23 protein-coding genes and 1 pseudogene are annotated in these 25,165 nt (G+C 71.8%); 13 read left to right on the top strand and 11 right to left on the bottom strand.

Annotated elements, in window-relative coordinates; all coding sequences use genetic code 11:
* The first annotated feature begins 27 nt into the window (after window positions 1-27).
* Entirely contained in the window at window positions 28-1,299 is a 1,272-nt protein-coding gene (locus tag ACIBQ6_RS01435) for an FAD-dependent monooxygenase (RefSeq protein ID WP_397209639.1), read from the top strand.
* A 170-nt stretch (window positions 1,300-1,469) separates the two neighbouring features.
* On the opposite strand, the gene ACIBQ6_RS01440 is transcribed toward ACIBQ6_RS01435, so the two are convergent.
* A complete protein-coding gene (locus ACIBQ6_RS01440) occupies window positions 1,470-2,162 on the bottom strand; it encodes an SDR family oxidoreductase (RefSeq protein ID WP_397209640.1) in 693 nt (230 codons plus the stop codon).
* A 96-nt stretch (window positions 2,163-2,258) separates the two neighbouring features.
* Here ACIBQ6_RS01440 and ACIBQ6_RS01445 point away from each other — a divergent pair, with 96 nt between their 5' ends.
* From ACIBQ6_RS01445 to ACIBQ6_RS01460, 4 genes are all read left to right on the top strand, one after another.
* Window positions 2,259-2,894: a TetR/AcrR family transcriptional regulator gene (locus tag ACIBQ6_RS01445; RefSeq protein WP_397209641.1), complete on the top strand. Its 636-nt coding sequence runs from the start codon at window positions 2,259-2,261 to the stop codon at window positions 2,892-2,894.
* 57 nt (window positions 2,895-2,951) lie between these two features.
* The gene (locus ACIBQ6_RS01450) at window positions 2,952-3,293 is read left to right on the top strand and encodes a LysR family transcriptional regulator (protein ID WP_397210358.1); all 342 of its coding nucleotides are present in this window, start codon (window positions 2,952-2,954) and stop codon (window positions 3,291-3,293) included.
* 723 nt (window positions 3,294-4,016) lie between these two features.
* On the top strand, window positions 4,017-5,681 hold the full coding sequence (locus ACIBQ6_RS01455; RefSeq protein ID WP_397209642.1) for a TROVE domain-containing protein: 1,665 nt from the start codon (window positions 4,017-4,019) through the stop codon (window positions 5,679-5,681).
* Window positions 5,682-5,961: 280 nt separating this feature from the next.
* Window positions 5,962-8,037 (top strand): WD40 repeat domain-containing serine/threonine protein kinase, encoded by a 2,076-nt coding sequence (locus ACIBQ6_RS01460; RefSeq protein ID WP_397209643.1) that lies wholly within the window; start codon window positions 5,962-5,964, stop codon window positions 8,035-8,037.
* Between the two features lie 45 nt (window positions 8,038-8,082).
* Here ACIBQ6_RS01460 and ACIBQ6_RS01465 read toward each other — a convergent pair whose 3' ends face one another.
* On the bottom strand, window positions 8,083-8,988 hold the full coding sequence (locus ACIBQ6_RS01465) for a S41 family peptidase (RefSeq protein ID WP_397209644.1): 906 nt from the start codon (window positions 8,986-8,988) through the stop codon (window positions 8,083-8,085).
* Window positions 8,989-9,295: 307 nt separating this feature from the next.
* On the opposite strand from ACIBQ6_RS01465, the gene ACIBQ6_RS01470 reads away from it, so the two are divergent.
* Window positions 9,296-9,643, top strand: a complete 348-nt coding sequence (locus ACIBQ6_RS01470; protein WP_358297985.1) for a hypothetical protein — start codon at window positions 9,296-9,298, stop codon at window positions 9,641-9,643.
* A 63-nt stretch (window positions 9,644-9,706) separates the two neighbouring features.
* On the opposite strand, the gene ACIBQ6_RS01475 is transcribed toward ACIBQ6_RS01470, so the two are convergent.
* Window positions 9,707-10,168 (bottom strand): DoxX family membrane protein, encoded by a 462-nt coding sequence (locus ACIBQ6_RS01475; protein ID WP_397209645.1) that lies wholly within the window; start codon window positions 10,166-10,168, stop codon window positions 9,707-9,709.
* Window positions 10,169-10,249: 81 nt separating this feature from the next.
* Between ACIBQ6_RS01475 and ACIBQ6_RS01480 the strand changes: the two genes are divergently transcribed.
* Window positions 10,250-10,837: a TetR/AcrR family transcriptional regulator gene (locus tag ACIBQ6_RS01480; RefSeq protein ID WP_397209646.1), complete on the top strand. Its 588-nt coding sequence runs from the start codon at window positions 10,250-10,252 to the stop codon at window positions 10,835-10,837.
* Window positions 10,838-10,933: 96 nt separating this feature from the next.
* On the opposite strand, the gene ACIBQ6_RS01485 is transcribed toward ACIBQ6_RS01480, so the two are convergent.
* Window positions 10,934-11,908: a DUF5937 family protein gene (locus ACIBQ6_RS01485; protein ID WP_397209647.1), complete on the bottom strand. Its 975-nt coding sequence runs from the start codon at window positions 11,906-11,908 to the stop codon at window positions 10,934-10,936.
* A 69-nt stretch (window positions 11,909-11,977) separates the two neighbouring features.
* Between ACIBQ6_RS01485 and ACIBQ6_RS01490 the strand changes: the two genes are divergently transcribed.
* Window positions 11,978-12,829 (top strand): alpha/beta fold hydrolase, encoded by an 852-nt coding sequence (locus ACIBQ6_RS01490; RefSeq protein WP_397209648.1) that lies wholly within the window; start codon window positions 11,978-11,980, stop codon window positions 12,827-12,829.
* 25 nt (window positions 12,830-12,854) lie between these two features.
* On the opposite strand, the gene ACIBQ6_RS01495 is transcribed toward ACIBQ6_RS01490, so the two are convergent.
* Window positions 12,855-14,375 (bottom strand): carboxylesterase/lipase family protein, encoded by a 1,521-nt coding sequence (locus ACIBQ6_RS01495; RefSeq protein ID WP_397209649.1) that lies wholly within the window; start codon window positions 14,373-14,375, stop codon window positions 12,855-12,857.
* A 96-nt stretch (window positions 14,376-14,471) separates the two neighbouring features.
* Here ACIBQ6_RS01495 and ACIBQ6_RS01500 point away from each other — a divergent pair, with 96 nt between their 5' ends.
* Window positions 14,472-15,083, top strand: a complete 612-nt coding sequence (locus tag ACIBQ6_RS01500; protein WP_397209650.1) for a TetR/AcrR family transcriptional regulator — start codon at window positions 14,472-14,474, stop codon at window positions 15,081-15,083.
* A gap of 69 nt (window positions 15,084-15,152) precedes the next feature.
* Here ACIBQ6_RS01500 and ACIBQ6_RS01505 read toward each other — a convergent pair whose 3' ends face one another.
* A complete protein-coding gene (locus ACIBQ6_RS01505) occupies window positions 15,153-15,995 on the bottom strand; it encodes a universal stress protein (protein WP_397209651.1) in 843 nt (280 codons plus the stop codon).
* A 115-nt stretch (window positions 15,996-16,110) separates the two neighbouring features.
* Here ACIBQ6_RS01505 and ACIBQ6_RS01510 point away from each other — a divergent pair, with 115 nt between their 5' ends.
* Window positions 16,111-16,386, top strand: a complete 276-nt coding sequence (locus ACIBQ6_RS01510; RefSeq protein ID WP_397209652.1) for a hypothetical protein — start codon at window positions 16,111-16,113, stop codon at window positions 16,384-16,386.
* Between the two features lie 135 nt (window positions 16,387-16,521).
* On the opposite strand, the gene ACIBQ6_RS01515 is transcribed toward ACIBQ6_RS01510, so the two are convergent.
* On the bottom strand, window positions 16,522-18,342 hold the full coding sequence (locus tag ACIBQ6_RS01515; protein ID WP_397209653.1) for a M4 family metallopeptidase: 1,821 nt from the start codon (window positions 18,340-18,342) through the stop codon (window positions 16,522-16,524).
* A gap of 223 nt (window positions 18,343-18,565) precedes the next feature.
* Between ACIBQ6_RS01515 and ACIBQ6_RS01520 the strand changes: the two genes are divergently transcribed.
* Window positions 18,566-19,879 carry a hypothetical protein gene (locus ACIBQ6_RS01520; protein ID WP_397209654.1) on the top strand — a complete coding sequence of 438 codons (1,314 nt, stop codon included), beginning with the start codon at window positions 18,566-18,568 and terminating at the stop codon, window positions 19,877-19,879.
* A 30-nt stretch (window positions 19,880-19,909) separates the two neighbouring features.
* Here ACIBQ6_RS01520 and ACIBQ6_RS01525 read toward each other — a convergent pair whose 3' ends face one another.
* From ACIBQ6_RS01525 to ACIBQ6_RS01535, 3 genes and pseudogenes are all read right to left on the bottom strand, one after another.
* Window positions 19,910-20,683: a polyprenyl synthetase family protein gene (locus ACIBQ6_RS01525; protein ID WP_397209655.1), complete on the bottom strand. Its 774-nt coding sequence runs from the start codon at window positions 20,681-20,683 to the stop codon at window positions 19,910-19,912.
* Between the two features lie 150 nt (window positions 20,684-20,833).
* Window positions 20,834-21,109, bottom strand: a pseudogene (locus ACIBQ6_RS01530) (NUDIX hydrolase); the annotation flags it as partial.
* 121 nt (window positions 21,110-21,230) lie between these two features.
* Window positions 21,231-22,688, bottom strand: a complete 1,458-nt coding sequence (locus tag ACIBQ6_RS01535; RefSeq protein ID WP_397209656.1) for an MFS transporter — start codon at window positions 22,686-22,688, stop codon at window positions 21,231-21,233.
* Window positions 22,689-22,793: 105 nt separating this feature from the next.
* Here ACIBQ6_RS01535 and ACIBQ6_RS01540 point away from each other — a divergent pair, with 105 nt between their 5' ends.
* Window positions 22,794-23,381 carry a TetR/AcrR family transcriptional regulator gene (locus tag ACIBQ6_RS01540; RefSeq protein WP_397209657.1) on the top strand — a complete coding sequence of 196 codons (588 nt, stop codon included), beginning with the start codon at window positions 22,794-22,796 and terminating at the stop codon, window positions 23,379-23,381.
* A gap of 20 nt (window positions 23,382-23,401) precedes the next feature.
* Here ACIBQ6_RS01540 and ACIBQ6_RS01545 read toward each other — a convergent pair whose 3' ends face one another.
* Complete coding sequence (locus tag ACIBQ6_RS01545) at window positions 23,402-24,043, bottom strand: TetR family transcriptional regulator (RefSeq protein WP_358297957.1); 642 nt, start codon at window positions 24,041-24,043, stop codon at window positions 23,402-23,404.
* 75 nt (window positions 24,044-24,118) lie between these two features.
* Between ACIBQ6_RS01545 and ACIBQ6_RS01550 the strand changes: the two genes are divergently transcribed.
* A complete protein-coding gene (locus ACIBQ6_RS01550) occupies window positions 24,119-25,048 on the top strand; it encodes a zinc-binding dehydrogenase (protein WP_397209658.1) in 930 nt (309 codons plus the stop codon).
* Window positions 25,049-25,165: the final 117 nt, after the last annotated feature.

A 25,165-nucleotide genomic window follows, 5' to 3' on the forward strand; every position in this document is an offset into this window, starting at 1 on the left:
CGCGGGAGGAAGCAGATGGAGGCAGTGATGAGCGTCGGCGACTCCAAGCAGGAGCACACCATCCGGACCGGCGAGCAGCGGGCGAGCGGTCCCCGGGTGCTGGTGGCGGGGGCCAGCATCGCGGGGCCCGCGCTGGCCCACTGGCTGCGCCGGCGGGGGGCCGAGGTGACCGTGGTGGAGCGGGCTGCCGAGCTGCGTCCCGGCGGGCAGGCGGTGGACGCGCGCGGGGTCGCCAAGGAGGTCATCGTGCGCATGGGGCTGGACGCGGCGGTGCGCGCGGCGTGCACCGACACCGCCGGCGCCCACACCGTGGACGCGGACGGGCAAGTGCTGGAGACCTTCCGTGCCGACGACGACGGTGGCGACGGGTACATCGCGGACATCGAGATCCTGCGCGGGGACCTGTCCCAGCTGCTCTACGACGACACCCGCGACGGCGTCGAGTACGTCTTCGGCGACCGGATCGCGGAGCTCGCCCAGGACGCGGACGGGGTCGACGTGGTCTTCGCGGGCGGCGACCGGCGGCGCTTCGACCTGGTGGTCGGGGCCGACGGGTTGCACTCGGCGCTGCGGGCGACGGTCTTCGGCCCGCATGAGCGGTTCCTCCGCCACCTCGGGCACGTGCTGGCCTTCTACAGTGTGCCCAACAAGTTCGGGCTGGACCGCTGGCTGCTGGAGTACCAGGATCAGGAGTCCGGTCGCTCCGCCCTCCTGCGGCCCATCCAGGACGCCACCCGGGCGATGGCCATCTTCTCCTTCCCCTCGGCCGACTTCGACGTCGACCACCGTGACATCGCGGCCCAGAAGGTCCTGCTGCGTGAGCGGATGGCGGGCCTGGGCTGGTTGACCCCGGACATCCTCGCGCACCTGGACGACACCCCGGACTTCTACCTCGACCAGGTCGCCCAGGTGGTGATGGGCCGCTGGTCGAGTGGACGGGTGGGGCTGCTCGGGGACGCGGCGTTCAGCTCTTCGCCGATGTCGGGGCAGGGCACCGGGCTGGCGCTGGTCGGCGCCTACCTGCTGGCCGGAGAGCTGGCCGCCGCCGGATGGGACCCCGACGCCGGGTTCGCCCGCTACGAGGCGCGGATGCGCTCGTTCGTCGAGGCCAACCAGGAGATCGGCCGGTTGAACGCCCGCAGCCGCGTCGTCCCGGGGCCGGACGCCGAGCCGCGCCCCGATTTCACCGGCGAATGGTTCACCGAGCTGGTCGGGCGCGCGATCAACGGCGTCGAGCTGCCCGACTACGCGGGGATACCGGACTCCGCAGCCCCGATCACCTCCTCGGCCAAGCCGTAGGTGCCACAGAGCGTGTCGAGAGGGGCCACCCCACCCCTCGCCGGCCCGTACGGCTTGTGGACGACCCCCGCCGGGACCGCACGCCATGCTCGAAGCGCCGCCGATCGGATCAGTGAACGTCGTCTCCGGAAGGCGGCGCGCGGAACGGCCGGTCCGGCTGGCGCCGGGGATCACCTGCCGGTCGGGACGGGTCCTCGTGCCAGAGCCTGACGGGTCCGGCGGGTGAGGTCGTCGGCCAGGATCTCGGCCTGGCCGGTGGCGAGCCCGTCGAGTGCCTGGGTGGCGACGTCGGCGGGGTCCGCCTTCGGGACACCGTCCAGGCCGGCGGTCATGTCGGTGTCCATGAAGCCGACATGGAGTGCCGAGACGCTGATCCCCCTGGGCTGGAGTTCCTCGCGGGCCGCGTCGGTCAGTGCCCACGCGGCCGCCTTCGCCGCCGCGTACGCCCCGGCTCGCGCCGGGTGCAACCACGAGATCACCGACAGGATGTTCAGGATCGCACCTCCGCCGTTGGCCTCGATGACCGGGGCGAACGCTCTGGTGACGGCGAGGGGGCCGTAGAAGTTCGTCTCCAGTTCCCGGCGCACCGCGTCGAGGTCGCCGCCGATGAGAGGCGTACCGGTGGAGATCCCGGCGTTGTTGATCAAAACGTTCGCGTCGGTGGCGATCCGCGCGGCAGCCCGGATCGACGCGTGGTCGGTGACGTCGAGGAGCAGCGGGGTGACCCCTGGCAGGTCCAGGTCGTCGGGGCGGCGGACGGCCGCGTAGACCGATGCGCCGCGGTCCAGCAGTTGTGCGGTCAGGTGGCGCCCCAGACCCCGGTTCGCGCCGGTGACCACCGCGACCGCGCCGTTCAGAACCATGCCTGCCTCCTTGATGCGGATGAGATAGATGATGAACGTAATCTATCTGCCGCAGCATAGGATAGATGACAACTGACATCCGAATGGGAGGCGCATATGGGACGCGGATCACAGGCGCAGGCGCGGCAGAACCGCCGGCGGGTCGTCGACACGGCGTCCCGCCTCTTCCGCGAGCAGGGCACCGAGGTCAGCGTCGCCGACCTGATGAAGGCCGCGGGGCTGACCCACGGCGGCTTCTACAAGCAGTTCGCCTCGAAGGAAGCCCTCATCGGCGAGGCGACCGCGCGCGCCTTCGAGGACCACGCCGACGTTCGCGCCGGCGCGCTCGAACGGCACGAGGGAGATCGCGAAGCCGCCCAGCGGGCGTTCATCGACGCCTACCTCTCCGCCACGCACCGCGACGACGCCGCCGACGGCTGTCCCGCCGCCGGACTCGCCGTCGACATCGCCCGCGGTCACGGGGACGCGGAGGCTCGCCGCGTGTTCACCGAGCAGGTCGGCGACACCGCGGCCTGGCTCGCCACCGCCGACCAGGACGGCGTCGTACGGCTGTGCACCATGGTCGGCGCCCTCGTCCTGGCCCGCGCCACTGCGGGCGACCCGCTGTCGGAGGACATCCTCGCCGCCGCCCGCACGGCACTGACCGGCGACCGGACCACTCCCGAGAGGGACACCGCACGTGATTCGCACGTTCCGCTGATCAACTACCGTGCCCAGCCGGAACCACGATGAGTCCGGAAAGCTCATCTTTCAGGTGGAGCGGGCAGAGCGGACGCGGAACTACGTGACATCGAGATCTTCCTGGCCCTGGCCGAGGAACCGCACTTCGGCCGCACCGCGGCCCGGCTGCACGTGTCACCCGCCCGCATCGGCCAGGCGATCCAGACCGCGCGTCCTCGCCGTCTCCGCCGGCCGCGAGCTCACCCGCCGCACGTCGGTCTCCCTGGAGATCGCCGCCGACTTCCAGCACCCGCGCTCCGACACCCGGCCCGGCTACTGGTACGACGCCGCCATCCCGCGCGACCGGCCACGGCCGCACGATCGAACGCGGACCCCTGGTCCACGACACCGAAGACGCGATCACGCTCGCCGGCACGGCCGAGATCGTCGTGCTCTTCCCCGCCCACATGACCCGCTACTGGATCCGCCCGGACATCACCTACCTGCCCGCCGCGGGACTGCCCTGCCGAGCGGGGCGGTGACGACGCCGTCCGCCGGAACAGGGCGGGGCAGTGCATTGCTCGGGATGATGGACTGATATTTCCCCATCTCGGCGATATTCAGGTGTGATGCGGCACGCTGATCGCTACTGTGGGATCAGCTTCGCGAGACACGGAAAGGCGCGGGTCGAATGGGCATCGGTTATCTTTCTCCAACAAAGAACCCTCCGGTGCCCGCCGCACACATCCGCGCCTTTCCGGGCCGCGCGAAGCTGGTCAGGTCTGGTGCCGGCACGGGTCGAATCTCATCGGTTATCGCCTTCTAAGCCGGTGGTTGCGGGTTCGAATCCCGCCGCGGATCTCGGTCCGTGCAGCTCAATGGCAGAGCACCGTAACGGCCGGTGGGTCACCCATATCCGGGCCGGTTCCCGACCTGATCGCACGTCAGCCTTATCGGCGGTACGGGTCGAATTCGATCGGTTATCGATTCCCATTCGAGTTGTCCGGGTTCGAGCCCCGGCGGCCCGCACTCGCGGGCCGTGGTGTAACTGGCAGCACGCTGAAAAGCCGGTCGGAACCCCCACATCCGTACCGCCGGCAAGGCTGACGCGCACAGGCGGGGGAGCGGGTCGAAGTTCGTCCGCTCCCCTTCGTCATATCCGCCCTCGGGCGGGTCGAAAGCAAGGAGCTGACGATGGCACGTGACCCTCTCGCGAGCGTTTCGGCGTTCGCGACCCCGCAGACGCAGCCGATCCCCGGCCGGACCGACCAGGTGCGGAACGCCGCCGGCGGCTACGCGTTCGCCAAGGACGTGTGGCGCAAGGTGGAGGACTTCCTCATCCTCGGCACCACCGGCGGCACCTACTACGTGGGCGAGAACCAGCTGACCGCCGACAACGCGGGCGTGCTGTTCCAGGCCGTCGCCGAGGACGGTCCGCGCGTCGTCAGGCTGCTCACCGACATCTCGACGGCCCGGCCGCCGCGGGCGCCGAAGCAGCGTCCGGCACTGTTCGCGCTCGCTGCCTGCTACGCCAAGGGCGACGCCGACACCCGCCGAGCGGCCAAGCAGGCCCTGGCGAAGGTCGCCCGGACCACCGACCACCTGGCCCAGTTCTTCGGCTATTACAAGAACCTCGGCGGCAAGGCGACCGGTCGAGGCACCGCGCCCACGATGGGCCGGAGCCTGCGCACGGCGCTCGGCTCCTGGTTCCTCACCGGCGAGGCCGACGCGGTCGCGTTCAAGGCGTGCAAGGCAGCCCAGCGCAGGACGCCGCAGGGCGAGGCGTTCGCGCTGCGGGACGTGCTGCGGATCGCCCACCCGGTCGCCGACTCCGACCAGCGCAGGACGCTGTTCGGCTGGATCGCCGGCAACATCTCCGATGACGAGGCGCGCGACGAGCTGCCCGCCGTCGACCGGTTCCTGACCGCGAAGGCCGTCACCACCGCCGAGGACGCGGTCCGGGTGGTCACCGAGGCGAAGGTGCCGTGGGAGTTCCTGCCGGACTCGGTTCTGAAGGAGCCGTCGGTGTGGGAGGCGCTGATCGAGACGGTCGGCCTGACCGCGCTCATCCGCAACCTGGCCCGCATGACCCGGCTCGGCACCCTCAAGCCGAGGGCGGACGCCACGTCGCGGGCGGTGCTGCGGCTCACCGACCAGCAGGCGATCCTGCGCGCCCGCATCCACCCGATGGACGCCTGGCTCGCGATGCGCGTCTACGCCTCCGGGCAGGCGCAGCCCAACCCGCGCGCCGACGTGCACACCTGGCAGCCCGTCCCGGCCATCCTCGACGCGCTGGAGGAGACGTACGAGCTGTCGTTCGGCGCGGTCGAGCCGTCCGGGAAGCGGCTGCTGGTCGCCGTCGACTCGTCCGGGTCGATGAGCTGGGGCGGCGGCGTCCGGGTGGGCGGTTCCCCGATCGGCTCCCCGTACGAGGTGGGCAACGCGATGGCGGTCATGTTGTCGCGGATCGAGAAGGGTGACCTGCACGTCATCGACGTGGACACGTCCGTGCACGCCTCCAAGGTGACCCCGCGCACGAACCTGCGCGAGATCGCCTCGTGGCAGCCGTCGGGCGGCGGCACGGACCTGTCACTGCCGTTCACGTGGGCGCGTGACCGGCGTATGGAGGTGGACGGCATCATCGTCTTCACCGACAACGAGACCTGGGCGGGACGCTCCCACCCGACGCAGGCCCTCGACGCCTACCGCCGCACCGTCAACGCCGACGCTCGCGTGGTCGTCGCCGCGATGACGGCCGCGGGACATTCGATCGGCGACGCGAAGGACGAAGGCGTCCTGAACGTGGCCGGCCTGGACGCGTCGCTTCCGCTCATCGTCAACGGCTTCATCCGCGGCTGAAAAGCGCGGTGACTTGCTCGAAAGGCGTGACGCGTCGCTTTCTCCCCTCGCTTGCGCCTGGGACGGCAGGGCTCAACACTCGCGTGAGTCGCAGCGCTCACGCCTCTCCCAGCGGGCGGTTTCCTGAAAAGATCTCCGATGGACGGACACCTGTGTTCTTCTCGATGGGGTGTGCGCCGATGGATCGCAAGCGGGCGAAGCTGACAAACGCTTTCTCCGTTCACCGGGCGACGGCGTACCGCTTGCTGGAACGCTTCCAGGACCTGCACACGGAGGTGCGATGAACTTCCCGCTCTGGCCGGAGCCCTTGCGGCCGGGTGATCCGCGCCAGGCGGGGGCCTATCGGCTGGAGGGGCGGCTGGGTGGCGGCGGGATGGGACAGGTGTTCCTGGGGCGCTCTCCCGGCGGCCGCCCGGTCGCGGTGAAGCTGGTGCGGCCCGACCTGGCCGACGATCCCGGGTTCCGGCGCCGGTTCGCCCTGGAGGCCGAGGCCGCCCGCCGGGTCGGCGGGTTCTACACCGCCCAACTCGTCGACGCCGCCCCGGAGGCCGACCCGCCTTGGCTGGTCACCGCCTACATTCCCGGCCCGTCCCTGCACCAGGCCGTCGAAGCGCACGGCCCGATGCCCACGGAGGCGATCATCGTGTTGGGCGCGGGACTGGCCGAGGGGCTCGGCGCGATCCACGCCTGCGGCCTGGTGCACCGCGACCTCAAGCCGTCCAACGTCATCCTTGCCGCCGACGGCCCCCGCGTCATCGACTTCGGCATCGCCCGTGCACTGGACGCCACCTCCCACACCCTCTCCCGCGCGGTGGTCGGCACGCCGTCGTTCATGTCCCCGGAACAGGCACGAGGCCGGGGAATCGGCCCGTCCAGCGATGTGTTCTCCCTCGGGCTCGTCCTGGTGTTCGCCGCCACCGGTCGCAGCCCGTTCGGCGCGGGACGGGCCGAGGCGGTCGTCTACCGCATAGCCCACGACGAACCCGACCTGACCGGCCTGCCCGCCCCCCTGACGGAGCTGGTGAAGCGCTGCCTGGCCAAGGATCCCGGTGACCGTCCCGGCGTGGCCGGGATTCTCAAGGAGCTCACCGACCCCACCCGGACGACCACCCGATGGCTTCCGCCGCCGTTCGCGACGATGATCGCCGAACGTCAGCTGCGGACCCCGCCGGACCTGGCGCCTCTCCCGCCTTCCGATCCCGGCGCCCACCAGGGCAGCACCCGACACGATCCCGACCACGGTCGAGCCCTGGACGCTCCCGGTGACACGGAGCGGCACCCGCACCAGCCGGAGCACCAGGCACCCAAGGGCCCCGACATGCCCGCCGACATGCCCGCCGACATGCCCGCCGGCAGGCGCCGCCCGACCCGGCGCCGGTTCCTGCTCGGCGGTCTGGCCGCGCTGGGCGCCGCGGCGGTCCCGATCGGCTGGAACCTCTGGTCCCGCCGCAACCGGCTGACCGACGAGGATCTGTACGCGGTGGCGTTCAGCCCGGACGGGCGCACCATCGCGGGAGGCAACATCTCCGGCGGCGGCTGGCTGTGGGCCGCAGACTCGCACGAGATGATCGCCGACTTCTCCGCCGAGAATTCCGTCAACGGCGCCATGGCCTTCACCCCCGACGGCTCCGCACTGGTGACAGCCGGGATGAAGGTGCCGTTGAGCTTCCGCGGCCCCTCCACCGGGAAGGTGACGCACTCGCTTCCCTCGCCGGTCGGGGGCGCTCGCACGATGGCGTTCAGCGCGGACGGCGCCCAACTCGTCGTGGCGGGCAACATCCCGGTCGGCAACCTCGAAGCCGCCGAGATCTGTGTCGTCTGGGACGTCGCAGCCAAGGAGCCGAAGCGCAAGCTGCCGTTCGCCACGAAGGCCAGTTCCGCGGTGAACTCGGCGGCCTTCATCGACGACGGCCATTCGATCCTGCTGGCAGGGGAGGACCTCACCGCAGCCGACGGGACGGACGGCTTCTGGCGCTGGAACCTCGACAGCGGCGACCTGGAGGCGATCGGCCCCGACGGAGACGGCTCGGCGGTCGCCGTGAGCCCCGACGGGAAGCAGTACGCGCTGGGCGGCGCACACGGCTGCTCCCTGACATCCGGTGACGGAACCGGGCTGCGCACCATCAGCAACGCGGACGTCGACGCCCTCGCCTTCAGCCCGGACGGCGCCACCCTGGCAGTGGCCGACAAGGAAGGCATCGGGTTGTGGGACCCGGCGACCGGCCGGGCGAAGGCGACCGTGACCGACCGCAGGGCTGCTGCGCTGGCCTTCCATCCCGATGGAACCTTCCTGGTCTCAGGAGGTTGGTTCGTGGATGCCGAGGGCTGCCGGCTGTGGCCGGTCGAAGACTCGTGACCCGGTTACGCGTCCGGTGCCGCACCGACGATGAGCTCGGTTGCGTCAGCCTGCCAGCCGGGTGAGGGCCAGGGCGTGCGCCTGGTCGAGGGAGTCCGCGGCGGCGCAAGGGACGTCCGGCTGCACGCCGGTGCCCTCCCAGTTCGCGCCCGAGACGGGGTTGACGGCGCGGCCGGTGGGGACGGTGGCCTCCAGGTGGGGATGCACGGTCCAGCCCTTGCACGGGTGCGCGCCGCCGCGGGTGGGCTCGCCGACGACAACGGCGCGGCCGAGCTGCTGCAGGTCGTAGGCCAGCTCCTCGGCGGCGGAGAAGGTGCTGCCACTGGACAACACGTACAAAGGCTTGCTGCCGCCGAAACGCGCGCCGGGAACGTGCGGCAGGCTCCAGGACTGCTCGCCGCGCTCGCCGCCGCGCCAGTGCATGGTGTTGAGGTGGGTGCGCTCGTCCAGGAGGTAACTGCAGACGAAGGCGACGGTGTCCGGGTCGCCGCCCCGGTTGTCGCGAAGGTCCACGATCAGCGCCTGGGCGCGAGAGGCCAAGGTGAGCGCGGCGCTCAGCGGTTCGGCGGCCCAATCCAGCGGGAACAGCATCGGCGCCAGCTCCACCACGGCGACTCCTCCGTCGAGCAGCTCCACCCGGGGCGCACCGCCCAGCGAGGTGTCGTAGTCGCGGCGGATGGATTCCAGGGTCGCCGCGCCCTGCTCGGGGGACACCGGGTCGGCGTGGTGCTTCAGCCTCAGGTGCTTGTCGCCGTTGACGGACTGCAGGTCCGCGGTGACCAGACGGGCGAGCTCCTCGGCGCCGCCGACGTCGTAGGCGCCCTCGGCGAGGCGTCGTCGCAGCAGGTCGGCAAGCTGTTCGGCTGTCTCGGGGAAAATGTAGTGCTCGGTCAGCAGGCGGGTCGTCTCGTCGATGACGGGGGCAGGCCGAAGGTTCGTCAGGGGCGTCATGGCTGGAAGTAGAGCACCGCCCCTCCGAAGACGTCAAAGACGCTTGAAACGCCTTCGGCAGGCGGCGAAACGGCCTGCACGGCTGTGCTCGTCGGCGGGTCAGCGCATGAGCGCGTCCGGCCGAACGATCGGCCCGGCGCGCGAGCCGATCTCTCATGTAGACCCCGGCCGCCACAGAAAGGAATCGGCCCCCGAGCGGCATGGCATCAGCTTGCCGACTCAACGAATCCTCAATGCATCTTCAACGCGGCGCGGTTCAGACTTCCCATGACGTTCGACCCGACTTCGAATGAAACAGGGAGTGACCATGCGCATCGCCCGTACGATCAAGGCTCCGCTGTCCGGTCTGGCCTGTGCGGCAACGCTCACGCTGGGCGTCACCTCGTTCCCGGCGCCCGCGAGCGCGGCCGTCACCCAGGCGCAGGCCGTTCCGGCGTCCGTGGCGGCAGGGAGAACCACGGCGCCGGCCTGCATCGAGCGGAGTGTGAGCAAGAAGAGGAAGACGGTCTGGATCTCGAATCGCTGCGGCAGGACGATGAAGGTGAAGGTCGTCGTCAAACACGGCCCCGACTCCTACTGCCGCACCCTGAGCGACTCGGAGACCATCTACTACCCCTGGCATTTCGGCTCCTATGACCGCACCGTGAACTGCTAGCCCCGGCCTTCCCGCGAACTCGCCGATGCCGGACGCCGACGTGTGGATCGACGGCCCCCGAGCTCATACGGCTGCCGCGACGGCGGCTGCGATGAAGAGCACTTGAAGGGCCGTACGGGCCGGCAGCGGGGTCACGGGTTTCCCGGCCAGCGTGAGGCCGCGGCGGGCCGCCGAGACGCTGGCCGGGAACATGGCGATCATGAGCAGCGCCAGCCCGATCGCCGCGTACGGCGCGACCGGCGCGAACAGCACCCCGGCGGCGCCGGCCAGTTCCAGGACGCCGGTGAGGGTGACCAGCAGGGCCGGTTGCGGGAACGACGGCGGGATCATCGCGACGAAGTCGCGGCGCCACGAGGGCAGGAAGTGGGGCACGCCGGTGAAGACGAACATCAGGGCCAAAGCGCCGCGCAGGGCCGGTTGCCAGGCGTCCAGTGCGTCGACGCCGACCAGGCCGACGAGCCGCAGGACGACGAAGCCACCGATGAGGGCGATGAACGGAACCATTCCGTACTCCAATCTTGTCATTGGACAGATTGGAGGGAGGTTCGTCATCTTGTCAATGTCAAGCTAGGGTGTGGTCGTCCCGCTGAGCCTTGGAACGCGGAGGTGAGGAACATCAGCCAGCCGTCCTACCACCACGGCAACCTGCGGCGCGTCATCATCGACGCCGCGCTGCAGGCCATCGGCGAATCCGGCCCGGCCGGATGGAGCCTGCGCGAGCTGGCCCGCCGGGCCGGCGTCTCGCACGCCGCCCCCGCCTACCACTTCGGCGACAAGCAAGGTCTGCTGACGGCCGTGGCCGCCGAGGGCTTCACCCTGTTCGCCGACGCTCTTGAGCACGCTGCCTCCGACGTGTGGGAGGTCGGCGTCGCCTACCTCCGCTTCGGCCTCGACCACCGGCCCCACTTCGAGGTGATGTTCCGGCCGGAGCTCTACCGGGTGGACGATCCCGGCGTTCGATCCGCGCAGCAGCGCGCCGCGGACGTCCTCAACGCCAGTGCCCACTCGCTGTCCCCGGGCGCCGAACACGACCGGACGACCACGGTCGCCGCGTGGTCGCTGGCGCACGGCTTCACCACCCTGTGGCTGAGCGGCGCCTTGCCGGAGAGCGCGGACGGAGACCCGGAGGCCCTGGCCCGTTCGATGCTCCGCCTCGTCCTCGGCGCCGTGGCGGGCGGGGCGGGCAGCCCGTGATCTGACGGTCGGCGGCCTCGCCCGTCCTGCACCCTGAGACGGTCTGACGGTCGGCGGCCTCGCCCGTCCTGCGCCCTGAGACCTGATTCCGTCGTGTCAGTGACCGTTCGGGGCCGGACCGTCCATCAGGTGGGTTGCTCGTTCCGTGCGCAGGTGGAGGGCCGTGCGGCCCTTGCGTTGTGTAAGCACCAGCCCCGCCCCCCGCAGCGCGCCCAGGTGTTGGGACACCGCGCTCGGCGTGATGTCCAGGCGGGTGGCCAGGGCGGCGGTCGTCTGAGGTTCGGCCAAGGCGGCGAGGATCAGCGTTCTCGTGTGGCCGAGCACCGGGATCAGGCCCGTCAGCGCCGGCCGGGGCGACTCCCGGAGCAGGCCGACGCCCATCGCCGGATAGCGGATCGACGCGGCGGCGACCGGGGCCTTGTCGACGCCCACGTCCGGCCAGTTGAAGACGCTGGGCTGCAGAACGAGGCCATGCCCGCCGGTGTCCACCGTGAACACGGAGTGCGGGGTGCGCCGGCCGTGCACGACCAGCTGGCCGTCCTCCCAGGCGATGTCGCGGTGCAACTCGGCGAACAGCGCCTGCACCCCGCCCTCCACCAGGGTCAGCGCACGCCGTCCGATGTCGGCCTCCAGCACGGCGCACATCCGGCCCCACTGGGGCGCGATCAGCAGCTCGTGGCAGCGGTGCAGCGCCTCGGCCAGCCTTGGCAGGACCGTCGCGGGCTCGGGGACGTCCTCGGCCGGCATGCCCAGGACCGCGGCGTACTCCTGCCGGAAGAAGTCGTCCTGCGTGGCGCGTACCAGGTCCAGCTCCGTCGCGATGGACGGCAGGCGCTGAGCCGGCGCCGGGAACAGGAACGACGGCAGCGGCCCGGCGATCAGCGCGCGCAGCAGCGGCAGCTCGCGCTCGCGCGCCAGCAGCGGGCGCGCCTGGCGCACCCAGGGCCGGTGGACGGCATGACCGCCCGTGCCGAACAGGATCCGCAGCGCAAGCACGGTCTCGCCCAGCGGTGAGACGGCGAATCGCACCTTCGCGACCGACGCCGCGGTGAACCTGATCTCGACCGCCATCCGCCCCTCATCATGTAGCTGTGGCTTAACGATAGCCGCGGCGCGCCGTTTCCCCGCAGGCTGGCGGGCATGGACTTCTTCACCTCCTACGACGGCCTCAAGCTCGCCTGCCACGTGTCCGGCGACGGCCCTCCTGTGGTCTGCCTGCCCGGCGGGCCGATGCAGGCCTCCGCCTATCTCGGCGACCTCGGGGGCCTCTCGGCGCACCGGCGGCTGATCATGGCGGATCTGCGGGGCACCGGGCGGTCCGCCGTGCCGCCGGACACCGCCTCGTACCGTTGCGACCGCCTTGTCGACGACGTCGAGGCCCTGCGCGAGCACCTTGGGCTCGACCGGATGGACCTGCTCTCCCATTCCGGGGGCACGAATCTGGCCGTGCTCTACGCGGCTCGCCATCCGGAACGCGTCGGAAGGCTCGTTCTGGTCGCTCCGAGCGTCGCCGCCGTCGGCGTCAGGATCACCGAGGAGGTCCGGCGGGCGACCGCCCGGCTGCGCGAGGGGGAGTCCTGGTTCCCGGAGGCGTTCGCGGCCCTGGAGAAGGTCATGTCAGGCCAGGCCAGCCACGACGCCTTCCAGGCCATCGCGCCGTTCTGGTACCGCCGCTGGGACGAGACGGCCCAGGCTCACAAGGCCGCCGAGGACGAGCAGCGGAACAACGAGGCGGCAGCCGTCTTCGGCGCCGAGGGCGCCTTCGCCCCCGACGCCACCCGCGCCGCGCTGACCCGTTTCACCTCGCCGGTGCTGCTGCTCGCGGGTGAGGTGGACCTGAACTCCCCGCCCGCCGCGGTGGCCGAGCTCGCCGCGCTGTTCCCGCACGCCGAGCTCGTCGTGCAGGCCGGGGCAGGGCACTTTCCGTGGCTCGACGACGCCGGCCGGTTCGTGGCCACGACCTCGGCGTTCCTGCGTCAGGCGCCCAGCTGAGCGCACACCCGGCCGGAGATCGTCCTCATTGCCGCGGCGCCGTCTCTCCGCCCTGGGAGAGGTCGAAGGGCGCGGGGGAGTGGCCTGCCCAGATCCGGCGGGAGACCTCTTCGGGGTAGGGGAGAGTGGCCGGCTCGGCGTCCAGGACGCGGGTCAGCCGCCGGTCGGGCCGGTACGCGGCCCATCCCGCGTCGCCGGTGGTGACGAAGCGCACCCATGCCTCCCTGAGCTCGTGGGAGAGCGCGACGGCCTCGGGGGCGGGCTCATCGCCGAGGAGCTGCGCGCCGATGGGACTGTCCAGCGTGCCGAACGCCAGGGGGACGTCGAGGCTGTGGCAGGCGCCCAGAGCGCCGCCGAGCGCCGGGGCGGTCCAGCACAGTTCGAACAGGTACGAGGTGCCGCCGGCCGCGGCGTTGGCCTCGGCCAGCTGCTGTGACGGCATGCGGAAGAGGGCGTCGGAGTACACCGTCTCCACCAGCTCCTCCGGACCGGCCTGCGGAAACCCGGCGCGGTACGCCCGCGCGCCATGCGGCCGGGGTGCGAGCAGTTCCAGGGCCGTGCGCGCGTCCTGCTCGGTGAAGCCGCCCTGCCGCCCGCTCATGACGCTGAACAGCCGGAACTCGTCCCGGGTGTGGCCGGCGAGCAGCTCGATCCCGCCCGCGCGCCCGCCGGTCAGCGCGGACCAGGGCGTCTCCGGCAGAACCTCGCCGTCGACGACGGGGCACAGGGCGGTGCCGGTCTTCGTGAGCCGCCCCCAGCTCTCCCGGTGCGCATGGAGGGCGGCGTTGAAGGAGGTGAGCTCCGCGGCCAGGCGCCAGGGGTCGATGTCGCGCAGGGCCGCGGCGGTGGGGGCCGCCGCGCCGACCCGGTCCGCGAGCGCGGCGGTGACCTGCCGGGCCAGCGCGGGGGTGCTGTGCAGCCCCGGCGCCGAGTGGGCGATGGCCCGCCGGAGCAGGCCGCGCGCCGGCTTCATCGTCAGCAGGGCGGCGACCGACCCGGCCCCGGCGGACTGTCCGGCCACGGTGACCCGGCCGGGGTCGCCGCCGAACGCGGCGATGTTCCGCTGCACCCACTCCAGCGCCGCGATCTGGTCGAGGAAGCCGCGGTTGGGCGGCGCGTCGTCGAGGAACGCGAAACCCTCCGCGCCCACGCGGCAGTTGACGGTCACCACGACGAGCCCCGCCCCGGCCAGCGCCGCCGGGTCGTACATCGGGTCGCTCGACGCCGCCGAGACGTAGCCGCCCACGGGGAGCCACACCAGCACCGGCAGCCCGGCCGCGCCCGGATCCGGGGTGCCGACGTCGAGCGTCAGCCAGTCCGTGCCCTGCGGCGGGCCCACGTCGACCGGCAGGGACAGCGGCACCCGGGGACCGAACTCCGCCGCCTGCCTCGTGCCGTCCCAGCGGCGCGGCGGGGCGGGCGCGGCGAAACGAAGCGCTCCCACCGGCGGCTGGGCATACGGGATGCCGCGGAACACCGCGTGGCCCGGCCGCCGGCGCCCCTGCACCACCCCTTCCGCGGTCCGCACCCTCGGCTCTTCGGACATGACGGCTCCTTCCTCGAACGGACCCCCATGGTTATAGGTCAAGTGTATTATGTCAACTGTATGGGAAAGCTCGGAGTGACGAGGGAGAGGCCCGCGATGCCGAAACAGGTGGACCACCGCGAACGCCGCGAAGCGATCGCCCGCGCGCTGTGGCGGGTGGTGGCGCAGCGCGGCGTCGCGCACCTGACGACACGGGTGGTGGCGCAGGAGGCGGGCATCTCACTCGGGCAGTTGCAGCACTACTTCGCCTCCCGGGCCGCCATGCTCTCCTTCGCCATGGACTTCGCCTCGGAACAGACCTCGCTGCGCGTCGAGCAGGGCCTCGCGGGGCTCGGCGACCGTCCGCACCCGCGTGACGTGCTGCGACTGACGCTCGCGGAAATGCTGCCCCTGCACGCCGACGCCCGCGCCACCAGCCGGATGAGCGCCGCCTACGTCCTGGAGGCGCTGCACGACGAGGCCGTCCACGAGCAGGCGCGCCGCGGCCTCCTCCAGGGGCGGGCCCTCGTCGAGCGGCTGGTCCGCCAGGCGATCGCCGACGGGCACCTCGCCCCCGACCGCGACCCGGCGACCGAGACCAACCTGCTCCTCGCCCTCACCGGCCTCACCCCCCTACTCGAACTGGACGTGATCGCCCCCCAGGACGCCCTCACCGCGATCGACCTGCATCTGGACAGGCTGTTCGCCGGCGAGAGCCGGAGCGCGTGACCGGCCGGGCAAAGGAAGGCCCGGTGCCCGTCAAGTCCGGCGGGTTCGAGTGACGGGGCGTCCGGCCCGTCAACGGGACGCGCTGGAGGCCCCGCCGGGCGGCACCACGGCCACCGGACAGGCGGCGTGGTGGAGCACCCCGTGGCTCACCGAGCCCAGCATCGTGGAGGCGAAGTCGCCCAGCCCGCGCGAGCTCACCACGACCAGGTCGGCCGTGGACGACGCGTTCCTGAGGGCGGCGACCGGATGATCGCACACCTGCTCGTCCACGATCCGCACGTCAGGGTTCCCCTCCCGCCACGGGATCACCTCCTGGGCGGCGGCGCGGGCGTTCTCCTCGAAGCTCTCGCCGGTCATCCTGTAGGCGGAGGCGTACGAGGACAGGAGCGGCGGCCGCCAGGCGTAGAGCACCAGGAGCTCCGCGTCCTGGGCACGGGCCTGCTTCAGGGCGTACTCCATGGCGGCCGGTGACTGCCGGCCGTCGTATCCGACCACGATCCGGCCGCGGCGCATCGTGACGGCCTCCCGGACGACCACGACCGGGCTCGCGGCGTGCCCGGCCAGCGCCAGGCTCGTGGAGCCGAGCACCATCCCGGCGAAGCCGCCCCGCCCTCTGCTGCCCAGCACCAGGCTGTCGGCCTCCGCCGACTCCCGCACCAGGTCGTCCACCACCGGGCCGGGCAGGATCTCCGTGCCGACCTCCACGCCGGGAACCAGGCCGCGCGCCCGGTCCGCCGCCGCTTCCAGCATCCCGGCGCAGTATTCGGCCGTCCCGACGTCGCCTGTCCACGGCTCGCACACGTGCACCAGCCGCAGCGCCAGCGAGCGCCTGCGGGCGTCCGCCGCGGCCCACTCGACGGCCGCCATCGAGGGCGGCGAGCCGTCCACGCCCGCCACGATCCGTCCAGCCATCTTCCGCCTCCCCCGAGCCCCCGCCCTTCCCCTACCCCGAAGCCGCCCACCGTCATGTCTGGCGTGACCAGTGACCTCCAGTGGATCACAAGACGGCCCTGGTAGATCAGGGCGGGTGAACGATGCTCCTCATCCGCTCAGCCGCAGGGAAGGCCCGTCCGGGGCGGACGAGCCGTCCGAGGCCGAGCGGCCGGTGCTCCCGCTCGACACCTCGCTGCCCGACGTGTGCGTGCGCCTGCCCGCCTGCCTGGCGCGGCACGTCCGGTCGGCAGGCGGGATGGGCCGGCTGCTGGGCGGCCTGGCCTTCTCGTGGGGGGTGTACGGGCTGCTGTGGCCGTGGCCGGGATCTGGCTGCCGGGACCGTCCGCGCTCGCGGTCGCGACGGCCCTGACGCTGCCGCCCGTCCTGGTGTCGCTGGTGCTGCACCGCAGGCGTGGGCATCGTCAGCGTTGGGCGATCTGTAGCGCTGGCCTGCGCGGCCGCCGCAACGCCAGCCGGGCGCAAGCCCGGCTGAGGCGTCATCGGCTCATGGGGCCACGGTCAGGGTGAGGGTGGCTGTGTGGTCGAGGGCGACGCCGTCGCCCAGCACCGTGATCGGGTAGGTCCCGGACGGGGTGCTCCTGCCGACCGTGACGGTCAGCGTGGAGGTGGCGCCGGTGGTGATGCTCGACGGGCTGAAGGACGCCGTCATGCCCGCCGGAAGCCCCCTGGCGTACAGCGAGATCTGCTGCGGGGCGCCCGAGACGACGGCGCTGCCGACGGTGACGCTCACGGTCTGGCCGGGCTGCACGGTCGCCGCGGCGGGGTTGACCGCGACCGAGAAGTCGCACGTGTACGGCTCGCCGGCCCGCGCGGGCACGCGGACGGCGTTCCACGCGGCCTTGACCGTGTTGTACTCCAGGCACGACGAGGGGAACATGTCCAGGGCCGCCTGCAGCGAGGCGCGGCGGGCCATGGTGTGCGGCCAGGCGGAGGTCTTGCGCAGCAGCGTGCCCATGTAGATCTGGCCCGCCTTGCGCGCGCCGAGCCCGACGATGGAGGAGGAGTCGCAGGTCGGGCTGGGGGGCTGGCCGTTCGTCGGGTTGCTGCCCTCGGCCAGCAGGTAGAACCAGTGGTTCTGGACGCCGGCCCCGACCTGGGGCGGCATCGACGGCACCGCGCTGCTGTAGCAGTCGGGGTGACCGGGGATCAGCGACGGCTTGTACATGTAGCGGATCGGGCCGGTTCCGTCGACGTTGACCTCCTCGCCGACGGTGTAGTCCGGCGGGTCGAGGGTGGCGGGCTCGTTGGCGTACTGCTCGGTCAGCGCGCCGAAGATGTCGCCGGTGGACTCGTTGAGTATGGCCTTCTCGTTGTCGCCGAGGTCGAGGCCGGGCGTGGTGGCGAAGACGATGTGGCCGTACTCGTGCGCCACGACGTCCATCGCGGTGAGCTGGCGCAGGTTGTCGGAGCTGTGGCCGAAGACGGTGTTGACGCCGTTCCAGTAGGCGTTGACGTCGTTCAGGCCGACGCGGGCGGGGTAGCCGTCGCCGGCTCCGTTGAAGCCGGAGCGTCCCAGCCAGGTCTTGAGCATGTCCCATTCGGTGTCGATCGCGAAGAGCGTGTCGACGCAGGCGGTTTCGAGGTTGGTGCCGCTGCCGTTGCCCCAGTAGTCGTCGGGCCCGGTGAAGGCGGAGCCGTTCGGGCCGCCGCAGCGCACGTTCCGCCGCACCGGGTCGATCATCGCGAAGGAGGAGCCGGTCGCCATGGTGCCGATGGTGACCGGGTTGCCGTTGTAGTAGCTGTTGCCCACCCCCGCCTTGACCTCGTCGGACTTCAGGACGACCGCGCCGGTCAGCGCGTCGACGAAGACGTGCAGCCTGCTCTCCCTGCCGCCGACGGAGCCGTGGACGAGCACCTCGTAGGCCAGCCGGCCGCGTCCCTGAGCCATGACCACCAGCCGGGGCGCGGCGATCGAGGAGACCTGGGGCAGCTGGCTCCTGGCCACGCGGGCTGCTTCGGCGGCGCCGAGCCTGGGCGTGGTGGCCACGTCCAGGGGGCTGTCCTGGGAGACGGAGGTGCTCAGGACCTCGCCGGTGGCGGCGCTGACCACGACGAAGTCGCCGCCGTAGACGGGCAGCCCCGCGTACGTGCGGGTGTAGGGCGTGTAGCGCAGCCCGTTCTGCCCTTCGATCGGGCCCTGCCGTACGTACGCGTCCTCGGTCGAGCTGTGCAGCAGTGCGGGCCTGGACTTCACCAGGAGGTCGGCGGGATCGCCTTTGGAGGCGTTGGCCGGGCCGGGGACCGAAGTGGCCACGAGCACACAGACGGCACTCGTGACCAGGGCTAACACGGCATTGCGTCTCATGGAATCGCTCCTCTTGCGCCGGCGGGCGATGGACGGGGTCACCTGCATTTGAGTTGATGAACTACAGCAGGTCAATATCGAGGTAAATAGGCGGAAAAATCGGGATTTATGGCCATTCAGCCCCGAAGTCGGTGACGCAAGGAACTCCACCCGTCAGCACGTATCTGAGGCACGCCGGACCTGCTCGGGAGGGGCAGCCACACACATCCCCCAGGAGGCGCCCATGCCCAGGATCGGGTTCGAATGGCAGTTCCAGCGTAACGAGCTGAGGTTTCTGGCGGATTCCAAGGACGGCTGGCAGACCGAGGACGCCCTGCCGTCCAAGGGACGCGTCTGCTACTGGCAGGACCCCGGGATCGCCATCGAGTCCGACGGCGGCGACGTCGAGATCATCACCGACTCGGTGACGACGTGGGCCGCCCTGCGCCGTCAGCTCGTCCTCATCGGCGAGCTGATCAGCCTGCTGACGGGCCGTTCGCCCGACACCGCCAAGCTTCCCGCCACGTTCCTGCGGTCAGGGGAGCAGGAGGACGAGGAGACGACCGGCACCCGGCGATCGAGCAGGACCCGGACGAGCGCCAAGACGCAGGCCGTGCGCGTGGCCCAGGGGCACCTCAAGACCCACGACGACGTCCAGCCGACCGACGGGCTGCGCTTCGTGCCGGGCACCAACGTGGGCAACATCATCACCGTGTCCCTGGCCGCGCCCATCAAGCGGTGCGACTTCGACTTCGCCGGCAACCCGGTCATGACGCCCGTCTACGCCAAGGGCGAGGTGCTGGCCCTGACCGCCGGCAGGGACCTCGTCCACGGCACCGCTCAGGCCACCCTGGACGTGCCGCTGGCCGAGCTGCCCGCCCGGCTGGGGGTGCTCGGCTTCGATCCGAGTGCCCAGGTGGGCGCATGGCTGCGGGGACGCCACCAGACGGCCAACCTCATCGGGTTCGTCACGCTGATCCAGTACATGCTGTGGGTCTTCGCCCATCAGAACCTCACCTCCGGCGACGGGCCGAAGGCGGGCTTCGCGCTGCTGCCGCGCACGAACCTGCGCTCGGTCTACATGAACGCGCTGACGGAGGTGGAACGGTCCGCCTTCGACGCCATGGTCAACGCCCTGTCCGACGGGGACAAGAATTCCCGGGTGTGCCCCCGGCCGTACGGTCTGGGCGGGCGCCAGACGTATGACAACCAGCTCAGTCTCTTCTGGTGGCTGCGCTCGATCCAGGCCGGCGACCCGGGCCAGGGCGACGAGACGCTGGCCCTCCACATGAGCGGCGACGGCCCGCGCGGCATCGCCTACGACGCGATGTCCCCGCCGCGCGGCTACCCCGCCCACGAGCCCTTCCCCGGACGGCCGGCGGAGTGGTTCACGTACTCCATGGGGCAGAAGACGACGCCGTACAAGGCGACGCACGTCGTCGTGGAGTACCGGCAGACCGACCTGTTCGGCCTGAAGAACGGCATGGGAACCTACGAGCAGTTCGTCACCGCGGCGATGGACGCGGCCCGCAGCGCCGGTCTGGACGTGCCGCACTGACGGCTCCGCCCCTGGATCAGCCGGAACGGCTCACTGGTGGGCAGGGGGCCCGGCATCGCCCACCTGGTAGATGCCGGCGAGGGTGACCGCGTCGCGGTAGACGGCCGGCGGCGGGTCGGCTTCCTGGAGGCTCTGGAGGGCCAGGCGCAGGTGCGCGTGGTTCTGTTCACGGGTCCAGGCGCGGCCGCCGCACCGGTCGATCAGGTCCGCGACGGCAGCCAGCCCCTCCTCGGCGGGCTCGCCGTCCCCTCGGTAGAACGCGGCGAGCCGCCCGCTGTCGCGGTGCCCCGATTCCAGGCACGCCGCGACCGTGGGCGTGATCTTGCGACGGCGGACGTCACCGTAGCGGGACCGGCTGAGCTGCTCCGCCGGCCACAGGTCCGACAGATCGTTGTGGTACTGCACGGCCATGCCGAGATGGAACCCGAACCGGCCGACGGCCTCCACCTGCGCGCCGGAGGCGTCGGTCAGCAGGGCGGGCAGGCAGTACACCGCGCGCACGCCCTCGGCGGTCTTGGCCGCCTGCACGGAGACGGCCTGGTCGAGGCTGGTCTCGCAGCGGCCCTCGTGCTCCTCGTCGCGGACCTGGCCCGCGCACAGCTGGAGCCAGCCCGCGCGCATCGTCCGCAGCGCCTGCTGGGTCCGGGGGTGCGGGTGCTCGCCCAGGTGGGAGAAGGCCAGGGCCAGCAGGGCGTCACCGGCCATGATGGCGTGCCCGGTGGTGTAGGCCGCCAGGACGGTGGGCCGGCCGCGACGCCGAGCCTCCAGGTCGACGATGTCGTCGTGGAGGGTGGCCACGTTCATGAGGAGGTTGCCGGCGACGACGGCGGGCGCGCCTCAGGTGGGTCCCCGTGTTCCGTTGAGGGCCTTGCGCAGCAGGGTGGCCAGCTCGAACTGGCCTTCACCTACCTCGGCGCGGCCTGCAGCACCTCATGGCGATCGACGCGCCGGTGCTCACGGCTTCAGGTAGCCGGCGGCGACCAGCCCCGCGAAGGCGAGGTCGGTGTCGGTCATCTGCCCGCTGAGCACGTGCTGGACGAACGCGCCGACCGGCATGAGCACGGTCTCGATGAACTCGCCGTCGTCCAGTCCCGGCTCGGCGACCTTCCGGCACCCGCGGGCCAGGAGCGCGTGGCGGCGATGTGAGGCGTACGACGCCAGAAAGGTCCGCATGACCACTTCGAGCGTCGCAGCTTCGTAGCCGGTCTCCTCCAGCAGTTCCCGCGCCGCCGCGACCTCGACCGGTACCGGGGGGCGCGGACTTCCAGGAACCCGGCCGGCTCGTCCAGCTCACCTGTCTGCGCGAGACGCTACGCGGGCCTACGTTGTGAGCCGAGCGAGGCTGGAGGCCCTACGGCGCCTCAGAGACGGCCGCGGGGGCCGGACGGGTCTTCATGGTCAGGGCCAGGAGGATTGCGGCGGCGGTGAACACGGCGGCGACGGTGAAGGCCGCGCTGACCCCCTCGGTGAGGACCTGGTGGGACGGTCCGCGCGAAGCGCGCGTGGCCGCGCCGAACACCGTGACGAGGATGGCCAGCCCCAGCGCGCCGCCGATCTGCTGCATGACGTTGAGCAGGCCCGAGGCGGCGCCGGCGTCCCGCGCCTGGATGCCGGAGGACAACACGGTGGTGGCTCCCACCAGCAAGGCGCCCATGCCGAGACCGGCGATCATCATCGGGCCGAGCAGCGCGGAGGCGTAGTCGCTCTGCGGCGTCAGCCGCGTCATCCACAGCAGGGCCAGGCTGATCGCCCCGGCGCCGGCGGCGATCAGCGTCTTGGCGCCCAGGCGCGGCAGCAGCCGGGCCGCCGCTCCCGAAGGGGCCAGGATCACCAGGGCCAGCGGCACGAAGGCGAAGCCCGCCTGCAACGGGCTGTATCCGCGGACCTGCTGCAGGAACTGGGTGAGAAAGAAGAACATGCCGTTGCCCGCGGCCAGCACGAACAGCAGCACGACGTAGCCGCCGGCGCGGTTACGGTCGGCGAACAGCCGCAGCGGCACGATCGGCTGCCGGGCACGGGACTCGACGGCCACGAACAGGACCAGCAGGACGGCGGCCACGCCGAGCGCGCCGAGCGTGACCGCGTCGCCGAAGCCCTGCTCGGCGGCGCGGATGAAGCCGTAGACGAGCGCGGTCATGCCGAGCGTCGAGGTCAGGGAACCCGCCAGGTCGAAGCGGCCCGGGTGGCGATCGGTCTCGGTGACGAACAGCGGGGCCAGGATCAGCAGGACGACGCCGATCGGCACGTTGATGAACAGCACCCACCGCCAGGAGATCCAGTCGGTCAGCATGCCGCCGGCGATGAGGCCGATCGCGGCGCCGGAACCGGAGACCGCCGCGTAAGCCCCCAGCGCCCGCGCCCGGCGCGCGGGGTCAGGAAAGCCCACGGTGATCAGCGCGAGCACGGTCGGTGCGGCGACGGCGGCGCCGATCCCCTGACCGGCACGGGCCGCCAGCAGCATCCCGGCCGAGGTGGCCAGCCCTCCGGCCAGTGAGGCGAGGATGAAGACGGCCACTCCGCCGACGAGCGCCCGCCGCTGGCCGACGATGTCGCCCACGCGACCGCCGAGCAGCAGCAGACCGCCGAAGGCCAGCATGTAGGCGTTGAGCACCCAGGACAGGCCGGCCGCGGAGAAGCCGAGGTCGTGCTGGATGTCGGGGAGGGCGATGTTCACCACGTTGGTGTCCAGGATGAACATCGTCTGGCAGATCAGCACGATGGCGAGCACCAGGCCGGGGTGGCGCTGGTGGGAGGCGGCACCGGCCGGCCCGCGGCCCGTTCTCGCCGCATGCGTGCTGTGCTCGGTCATGGCACTCCTCGGAATGGTGTCCACAAAAAACGAGGAACCTCCTCGCTTTTGGTGGGCTAAGATACGAGGAGCTTCCTCGTTTTGGCAAATGTGTGGAGGGTTCCGGTGGCGGATCGGTCGACGCAGGCCCGGCCCGTAGGGCGCAAAGATGCGCGACGCAATTACGAGCGGCTCCTGACGACCGCCCAGGCGGCGTTCGCCGAACACGGCGTCGGCGCGTCGCTGAACGACATCGCGCGCACCGCCGGCGTCGGCAACGTGACCCTCTACCGGCACTTCCCGACCCGCCAGGCGCTGCTGGAGGCGCTGCTGGGCGACAGCCTGCGCGGCTTGCGGGCGCGCTCGGACGAGCTGCTCGCCTCACCGTCCCCGAGCAGGGCCCTGATCACCTGGACGACGGCCGCTGTCGAGCACGCCATGGCCTATCGCGGCCTGGTCGACGCCCTCGTGAACAGCCTCGCCGACCCCGCGTCCGAACTCCACGCCACCTGCCAGGCCGTCAAGGCCGCCGGGGCGCAACTGCTGACCAGGGCCCAGCAGGCGGGGGAGATCCGGCCCGATGTGGACGCGTCCGCCCTCTTCTCGCTGATCGCTTCAGTCGCCTGGGCGGTGGAGCGGACCCCTGCGCACCGTGATCAGCTTCTGGCCGTCATGTTCGACGGGCTCCACCGCCGGGCGGATGGGCCGGCCTGAGCCTGCTGGTCCAGGGGGGCTCAGCGGCCCGGCTCGTCGCCGGTGAAGGTCGCCGCCTGCGGCGTGGCCGCGAAGACGGTGCGCAGTTCGGCGAGCAGGTCGTCGAGCGTGGGGTCCGGTGAGGCGGTGGTCCAGCCGCGCAGGGCGGCGTGGAAGGCGGCCACCAGCAGGTCGAGCGCCAGCCTGGGCCGGTGGTCGCGGTCGCCGAGACCGAGCCGCCTGCGCAGGGTGGTCTCGAAGGCCGCGCTGGTGCGGTCGCAGAACTGCAGCCCGTGCGCGGCGATGGACGGCGTACGCTGCGACAGCTCCTGACTGAGCCGCACGCGGGCCACCCATTCCGGCCCCTCCGCCGACATCCTGCGCACCGCCGCGAGCATCGCCTCCTGCAGCACCTCCAGCACGGGACGGCCGCCGAGCGGTGCGTGCTCGACGTCGTCGAGGAGCGCGGTCCACAGGGCCTCCAGCGGGGCGGAGGCGACCTCCTCCTTGCTGGCGAAGTTGCGGAAGAACGTGCGCTTGGAGACCTCGACCTCCGCGCACAGCTCGTCGAGGGTCACCTGGTCGAAGCCGCGCTCGGTGAACAGCGCGAGCGCGGTGTCCACCAGGGTGGCCCTGGTCTTGAGCTTCTTGCGCTCGCGGAGCGGCAGCAGGTCGGCGGTCATCGTCCCCAGTGTATCCGGAGCGCATATGCCTCCTATAGGCTTATGCCACTCAGTGGCACTTTGGAGGATGTCAGCATGCGCGCTTTGATCGTCGACCGTTCCGTTCCCGGTGGTCTGCGGGTGGGCCAGGCGCCCGACCCGGTGCCGGCGTCCGGCGAGGCGCTGGTCCGCGTCACCGCCACGTCGCTCAACTACGGCGAGGTCAGGCACGCCCTGCAGGAGGCGCCCGAGGGCACGGTGCTCGGCTGGGACGCGGCGGGGGTCGTCGTCCAGGCGGCGGCCGACGGCTCGGGGCCCGCGGCGGGCACGCCCGTGGTCACGCTGGGCTGGGACGGCGGGTGGGCCGAGCTGCGGGCCGTTCCGACCGACCGGATCGGGGTCGTGCCGCAGGGCGCGGACCCCGGCGCGATCAGCACGATCCCGGTCGCCGGCGCCACCGCGCTGCGCGCGCTCGACCGCCTCGGGCCGATCCTGGGGCGGCGCGTCCTGGTCACCGGCGCGACGGGCGGCGTCGGCCGGTACGCCGTGCAGCTCGCCCGGCTCGGCGGCGCGTACGTCATCGCCGCCACCGGTGACCCGGCCCGGCACGGCGACGGGCTGCGGGCGCTCGGCGCGGACGAGGTCGTCGCCGCTCCCGCCGAGAGCGGCGGACGGCTCGACGGCGTCCTGGACCTGCTCGGCGGCGTCCCGCTGGTCGAGGCGTTCGACCAGCTCACCGAGGGCGGCACGCTGGTCGCCGTCGGCCACTCCACCGGCGAGGGCGAGAACTTCCCGTTCGGCGCGCTGTTCGGCGGGCCCGACCGCCACGACCGCTCGCTGGTGACCTTCCACCTGCTCTACTGCCAGGGCCTGCACCGCGACCTGACCTGGCTGGCCGGGCGGGTCGCGGACGGCACGCTGAGCCCGGAGATCACCTGGCGCGGCGGCTGGGACGACGCCGCCGAGGCGGCGACCGCCCTCCTCGACCGCCGCGTGCACGGCAAGGCGGTGCTCGACCTGGCGTGAGAGGCGGGCTGGACGAGTGAGCCGGAGAGCCTGCGCGAGGGGGCGGGGTCTCCAGAGAGAAGGCCGGGGTCTCCAGAAAGAAATGGGACCGGGCCCACTGCTTCGACCTGCTGGGCG

Origin of the sequence: Nonomuraea sp. NPDC049655, from assembly GCF_044465465.1 — a bacterium.
GTDB lineage: Bacteria > Actinomycetota > Actinomycetes > Streptosporangiales > Streptosporangiaceae > Nonomuraea.